This window comes from Chamaesiphon sp. VAR_48_metabat_403, assembly GCF_031422475.1.
Classification (GTDB): Bacteria; Cyanobacteriota; Cyanobacteriia; order Cyanobacteriales; family Chamaesiphonaceae; genus Chamaesiphon.
On the sequence record NZ_JANPLS010000375.1, the window covers coordinates 1 to 5,508 of the forward strand.

General features: G+C 45.8%; 9 protein-coding genes. 2 read left to right on the plus strand and 7 right to left on the minus strand.

Annotated elements, in window-relative coordinates; genetic code table 11:
* Together RMO79_RS17925 and pstS are read right to left on the minus strand one after the other, a co-directional pair.
* The coding region (locus RMO79_RS17925) for a glyceraldehyde 3-phosphate dehydrogenase NAD-binding domain-containing protein (RefSeq protein WP_310428515.1) at positions 1 to 184 on the minus strand (184 nt) is incomplete at its 3' end.
* A 122-nt stretch (positions 185 to 306) separates the two neighbouring features.
* The gene (pstS, locus tag RMO79_RS17930) at positions 307 to 1,482 is read right to left on the minus strand and encodes a phosphate ABC transporter substrate-binding protein PstS (protein ID WP_310484606.1); all 1,176 of its coding nucleotides are present in this window, start codon (positions 1,480 to 1,482) and stop codon (positions 307 to 309) included.
* 190 nt (positions 1,483 to 1,672) lie between these two features.
* Between pstS and RMO79_RS17935 the strand changes: the two genes are divergently transcribed.
* Positions 1,673 to 2,002 (plus strand): metalloregulator ArsR/SmtB family transcription factor, encoded by a 330-nt coding sequence (locus tag RMO79_RS17935; RefSeq protein WP_310484607.1) that lies wholly within the window; start codon positions 1,673 to 1,675, stop codon positions 2,000 to 2,002.
* A gap of 10 nt (positions 2,003 to 2,012) precedes the next feature.
* On the opposite strand, the gene lpxA is transcribed toward RMO79_RS17935, so the two are convergent.
* From lpxA to rpsO, 3 genes are all read right to left on the minus strand, one after another.
* On the minus strand, positions 2,013 to 2,810 hold the full coding sequence (gene lpxA / locus RMO79_RS17940; RefSeq protein WP_310484608.1) for an acyl-ACP--UDP-N-acetylglucosamine O-acyltransferase: 798 nt from the start codon (positions 2,808 to 2,810) through the stop codon (positions 2,013 to 2,015).
* 9 nt (positions 2,811 to 2,819) lie between these two features.
* Complete coding sequence (locus RMO79_RS17945) at positions 2,820 to 3,302, minus strand: PAM68 family protein (protein WP_310484609.1); 483 nt, start codon at positions 3,300 to 3,302, stop codon at positions 2,820 to 2,822.
* 62 nt (positions 3,303 to 3,364) lie between these two features.
* Positions 3,365 to 3,643, minus strand: a complete 279-nt coding sequence (gene rpsO, locus RMO79_RS17950) for a 30S ribosomal protein S15 (protein ID WP_295614353.1) — start codon at positions 3,641 to 3,643, stop codon at positions 3,365 to 3,367.
* A 53-nt stretch (positions 3,644 to 3,696) separates the two neighbouring features.
* Between rpsO and RMO79_RS17955 the strand changes: the two genes are divergently transcribed.
* Positions 3,697 to 3,891, plus strand: a complete 195-nt coding sequence (locus tag RMO79_RS17955; protein WP_310484610.1) for a hypothetical protein — start codon at positions 3,697 to 3,699, stop codon at positions 3,889 to 3,891.
* Here the strand turns inward: RMO79_RS17955 and RMO79_RS17960 are convergent.
* On the minus strand, positions 3,888 to 4,739 hold the full coding sequence (locus RMO79_RS17960) for a metallophosphoesterase (protein WP_310484611.1): 852 nt from the start codon (positions 4,737 to 4,739) through the stop codon (positions 3,888 to 3,890). The genes RMO79_RS17955 and RMO79_RS17960 overlap by 4 nt on opposite strands.
* 44 nt (positions 4,740 to 4,783) lie before the next feature.
* Positions 4,784 to 5,395, minus strand: coding sequence for a deoxyribose-phosphate aldolase (gene deoC / locus RMO79_RS17965; RefSeq protein WP_396136628.1), 612 nt, complete (start codon positions 5,393 to 5,395; stop codon positions 4,784 to 4,786).
* Positions 5,396 to 5,508 lie beyond the last annotated feature (113 nt).

Genomic DNA, 5,508 nt, shown 5'->3' on the forward strand with positions numbered 1-5,508 from the left:
CAGCTTCTACTTCTGGTGCCCAACGTCCGTGGACAGAATCAAACTTGAGTAAATGTGCTGCTGCCTCAGCCCCGCCTTTAACCTCATTGATATGCACGAATTCTAGTTCCGGCCAACCCCACGCCGCCCGCAAATCTAAGCGTCCAATCCGACCAAATCCATTAATTCCCACCCGAATTGTCATCTGTTTGCTCCTGTTTTTGAAGTTTTAACTCTTGATATTTACATGGCTCTGTATTTAGAATCATCGAGCTACATTGAACCTAGTCAATGCTTTTATCGATGAGGTTGTGCAGTCAACAGAGCTTATTTAACTTTATTGAGTTCTGCTTTTGCCTTAACTGTTAATTCATCACCTAGAGGTAAGTAGCCAAGCTCAGTGGCTAAAGCCTTACCTGTAGTCAATGCCCACTCAATTACTGCTTTTAATGCGGTTGTCTTGGTGGCATCTTTCGGCTGTGGGTATAGTAGGAGCCAAGTCAGTCCAGCGATCGGATAAGCTTTAGGATTAGTAGAATCTGGAACGGTGAGTCCAAGATCGTCAGGTACTTTTTCGCCGACAAATGCCTCAGCACCTGCGGCTGGGGATGGCGCGATTAGTTTCCCAGACTTATTTTCGATCGCTGCCATTGACAGATTGGCTTGTTTTGCAGAAGCGTGTTCCACATAACCCATCGAATTAGATATTGCGGCGATTTGCTCCGCCACCCCTTGATTGCCTTGGGCACCTGTCATCCCTTTAGACCAAGCTACCGATTTACTCGCACCTGCCGTCCATTCGGGGCAAGCAGCTTTGAGGTGATTGGTGAACTGAAAGGTCGTACCGCTGCTATCAGAGCGGTGGAAAAATTTAATTGCCTCGTTGGGTAGTTTTGCGCCAGCATTTGTTTTGACAATTGCCGGATCGTTCCATTTAGTAATTTTGCCTGTTGCAATTCCGCAGTAGGCTACACGAGCTAGTTTTAAATCTTTGACCCCATCGAGATTGTAGGCAAATACGACCATCCCCCCAGTCATGGGCACCTGAACTGGTTCTCCACCGAACTTTGTTTTAAACTTAGCGCGTTCTTCAGCCTTCAAAGGTGCGTCTGATGCTCCAAAATCTACACTACCCGCCAAAAATTGCTCGACACCAGCACCACTACCGACAGATTGATAACTAACTTGAGTTTCAGGATTTACCTTGTTGTATTCAGCAAACCAGCGTTGGTATAGAGGCGCGGGATATGTTGCCCCAGCCCCACCAACAGAAACAATGCTCCCACTACTTACGGATGTAGATCCAGATGCAGGTGAAGCCGTATCGGATGGTGAGGAAGCAACTTCGGAACTTCTGGGCGTACAAGCCGATATTGTCAGCCCCAGTGTTAAGACTATTAGTACCTGGAGCGTGAGCGATCTACGGATATCTAGATTAGGCTTTTCGCTATTCGATGGCGGAGCCTCTCCCCTGGAGAATTGACTCAATTGTTCGTCATTCATTCTAAATTTCCCCTTAGATGTGTTGACGGATGCGTTGACGTAGTCAGCGCAAAGCGCAGGCTTCGCCAACGACTACGCTCACCACAAGTAGCCGCTAAGAATAACAATCTCTTGTTATATCGATATTGGTTGATATTGATAAACATCGATATTTTATCAATCTACATCGATATATGTCAATATAGAAATTATGAAATCTTCAAAGTCACCTATTTTTTGTTGCCCGCCTTTATTAGCTGGTCGTTTAACTGGAACAGAAGCCGCTAGTGCAGCGACTTTGTTCCGAGTATTGGGGGAACCAGCGCGGCTCCAGTTGTTGAGTTTAATTGCCGCACAGCCGAGTGGAGAGGTTTGTGCTTGCGAATTGGTAGAATCGCTGGGACTTTCGCAGCCAACAGTCAGCCACCACCTCAAAGTGATGTATGAGGCAGGTTTATTATCAAAAGAGCGTCGAGGTACTTGGATCTACTATCGAATCGTTCAAGCACAATTAGTATCCTTGCGCGAGGTGCTTGGTTAGTCTCGATTATTTAGTCTTCGCGCTGACGCTGGCGCACGTAGCCAGCGATGCCGCGCTGAGATTGTTTGATAAAATCACAAATTTCGCTAACTAACTCCGAGTCAAATTCAGTTTCTAATTTAATTAAAGCTTCAGGAATTAATAAGTTAGATTGATATAATATTTTAAAAGCACGTTTGAGTACCAATCTTTCTTCAGATGTCAATCCGGCTCGTCGCAAGCCGACGGTATTTAAACCCATGACTTTATTAAGCGTCGTACTGCGCGTCATGCAAAATGGCGGAATATCTTTTTGCGCCGCCGAACCGCCAGCCATCATTACCAATCTTCCGATGCTGACGAATTGATGCACTAAGCAATTACCACTAATAAATGCTCGATCGCCAACTTGCACGTATCCCGCTAACAGTGCGCCATTAGCGATAATAATATCGTTTCCTAGCACCACGTTATGGGCAAGGTGACTGTATGCCATTAAGAGGCAATTATTACCGACTACAGTAGACGATCCGGCTTTAGTACCGCGATGAATGGTAACGCCTTCTCTGAGGGTACAATTATCGCCAATTTTGACATAACTCGGCTCATCTTTAAAGGCGATATCTTGCGGAAAATCGCCTAAGACGACATTACTATGTAAATGACAATTTTTACCGATCGAGGTGTAAGGTAGCAGCGTAATATGAGCATCTAAAATACAATTATCCCCGATTTCTACATCGTGACGGATGTAACAAAATGGCCCGATCGATACATTATTGCCAATTTTAGCTCCAGGTTCGATCGCGGCGGTGGGATGAATTTGCATACTCTAAACTTAGCGATCTGGGTCGATATTTTGTTGCATCTGCTTGGAAGCATGATAAGCATCGGTCATTCTGCCCAGGTTGATTTTAAATTCTGTCAAACCTAACAGACTGCCTTTACTATCGCTATCTTCTTCCCAACAAGCAGACAGAATACCATAAGTTAGCCCCAGTACACTCAATCCCAAACAAGCCATACTCGTCAACAAGACAACAGTATTGGAAACTTTAAACAGATGATTGATAATTACAAAGTAACTGCCAAGAAATATGCCCACCCCCATTAAAATGGGAATTCCACAAAATACCAACACCCGCCGAATCATCCGTTTGCTGACCATATCTGGAATGTAACCAGAACCCTGCTCCGCCATTGCTGTTGAAGGCTGTGGCGGGTTGACGATTGGCACTCCTTTTTTCGCTGCGGGTTTGCGCTGCTTGGCACTTTTACGCGGCTCAAACGGCACGGATGGGCGGGGCTTCTCAGCAGACATATGCAGGTTCCGATCTTGTTAAAGTTATGGCTGATGTTTGGTACTTGAGAGCGACTAGATATTTAGTCTTTGACGCGACGGATACCCAGGCTATCGGCTAGGGCTTGATAGCGTTGGACGCTTTCGCCTTGGATGAATGCTAGTAAACGTTTGCGTTGTCCGATCATTTTCAACAAGCCTCGGCGCGAAGCATGATCGCTCTTGTTGGTTTTCAGGTGTTCGCTCAGACGGTTGATTCTGTCAGTGAGCATAGCTACTTGAAGATCGGACGAACCTGTATCGGTAGCGTGCAACTGATACTTAGCCGCGATTTCTTGCTTGCGTTCTTGGGTTAGGGTCATGAAGACTGAAAATTATAATTAAATTTTGCAACTTACTATTTTACCATTTACGGTTGGATTTGACTAGAGCGGGAAGATGCGAGTTTCAAGGTAATCCCATCAAAGACACCGACAGTCGAAATTCGCGCGGAATTAACCGAAATCAGCCTATATCTGCGGCTGAGGTGACGCTCGACGATTCCAAGTTTGGGGTCAAGAACGAGCGCGAGCGCGGCGTAACGATCGTTGACACAGCCATTAAAATCTAGCTACTAGAAACTAGATTAAATACCGAAATTTCGGGACGACAGTTAAAACGGGCGTAGATTTTAATCATCCCGATGCCGCGACTGGTATATTGAACCATCTCCTTAACTTGATAACGTCCCAGTGGGTAGTTCTTAGCTAGTTCGGGAAGATAGCCTTTGCGAAAGGGGATGCGAATTTGTCCGCCGTGGGAGTGTCCGGATAATTGTAGACCAAATCTGCCAGTAGCGGCAGTTTCATCGGCAAAATCTGGCTCGTGAGCGAGCATGATGGCTGCGCCTGTAGGGGGTAATTGCTCTAATACTCGATCGAGTTTATCTAGTTCGGCAAAGACATCGCCCACGCCTGCAATATGTAATGTAGATCGATCGCGTTTGATGGTATGGATGCTATTTTCTAGTAGAGTAATGCCGACTCGATCGAGGGCTGTCCGAATCGGGGTAGGATCGTTGAAAACATCGTGATTGCCTAAAACAGAAATAGTGCGATCGCGAGGATGTAGTTTGGCGAGGGTATCTAATAATTCTACATGCTGCCGGGGTTTCCGACTGACATGATCGCCTGTAATTACTACCAAGTCTGGATTTTGGGCGTTGACAGTTTCGACAACACGTTCTAGTTGGGCGCGATCGATCCCATCGCCAGCATGGAGATCGGTAATCTGAACGATTCTATAACCATTAAATGCCCGATCTAATTTTGGTAACTCGATTTCATTTTGAGTGACTTCTATCCAATTTGGTTCGATTTTGTGAGCGTAAACACTGGTACTAAATACTAGTAAGAAACCGATTAATCCGATTTGAATCGTTCTGATTAAAATTAATTTAATAAGTTTGGGTAAACGCACGCGTAATATGGGGGTGAGATTTGGGGCTTGGGGTTATAGTTCACTCAATCCTGCTCCATTACTTTTGAATCGCGCTCGCGTTGTTTGAGCAAATCTATGCCCCAAGAAGTACCGAGCCTAGTGGCTCCAGCCAGAATTAATTCTACCGCTTGTTGATGCGTACGGATGCCGCCAGCGGCTTTAATACCGATCCGATCCTTAGTGAGATCCTTGAGAAATCGCACATCCTCCACCGTCACAGCACCACACCAACCCGTACCAGTTTTTAACATCCTCGCACCTGCTTCCATGCAGATTTGGGCAGCAATTTCTCGCTCTGGTGGAGTTAATAGCGACATTTCTAGAATTGCTTTAACTGTTTGTCCCGTTGCTTCACAGATTTCGGCAATTTCGCGATGTACATCGTCAATTTTGCCTGCTTTGAGCCAACCGATATTGATAACTACATCTAACTCCTGGGCACCATTTTCCATCGCTTCCTGAGCCTCGTACAGCTTGCTGGCAGTAGTTGTCGCACCCGTTGGAAAACCAATGACCGTACAAATTTTAGGGCTTTTCTGATGTAGCAATGCGGTAACTTGGCGCACATAGCAGGGATTGACACATACCGCCGCAAATCTATATCGATCTGCTTGTTCGCACCACTGCTCTACCATCGCGGGAGTAGCAGTACCCAGAAGTGAATGATCGATATAGATTTGCGGCGGTATGTGTCAATCCCTGCTATGTGCGCCAAGTTACCGCATTGCTACATCAGAAAAGCCCTAAA

What these genes read in the sequence shown, in the direction of transcription:
- lpxA (WP_310484608.1), bottom strand. Translation starts at nt 2,810, where the DNA reads ATGCAAATTCATCCCACCGCCGCGATCGAACCTGGAGCTAAAATTGGC.
- rpsO (WP_295614353.1), bottom strand. Translation starts at nt 3,643, where the DNA reads ATGACCCTAACCCAAGAACGCAAGCAAGAAATCGCGGCTAAGTATCAG.
- deoC (WP_396136628.1), bottom strand. Translation starts at nt 5,395, where the DNA reads ATGGTAGAGCAGTGGTGCGAACAAGCAGATCGATATAGATTTGCGGCG.
- RMO79_RS17945 (WP_310484609.1), bottom strand. Translation starts at nt 3,302, where the DNA reads ATGTCTGCTGAGAAGCCCCGCCCATCCGTGCCGTTTGAGCCGCGTAAA.
- RMO79_RS17935 (WP_310484607.1), top strand. Translation starts at nt 1,673, where the DNA reads ATGAAATCTTCAAAGTCACCTATTTTTTGTTGCCCGCCTTTATTAGCT.
- pstS (WP_310484606.1), bottom strand. Translation starts at nt 1,482, where the DNA reads ATGAATGACGAACAATTGAGTCAATTCTCCAGGGGAGAGGCTCCGCCA.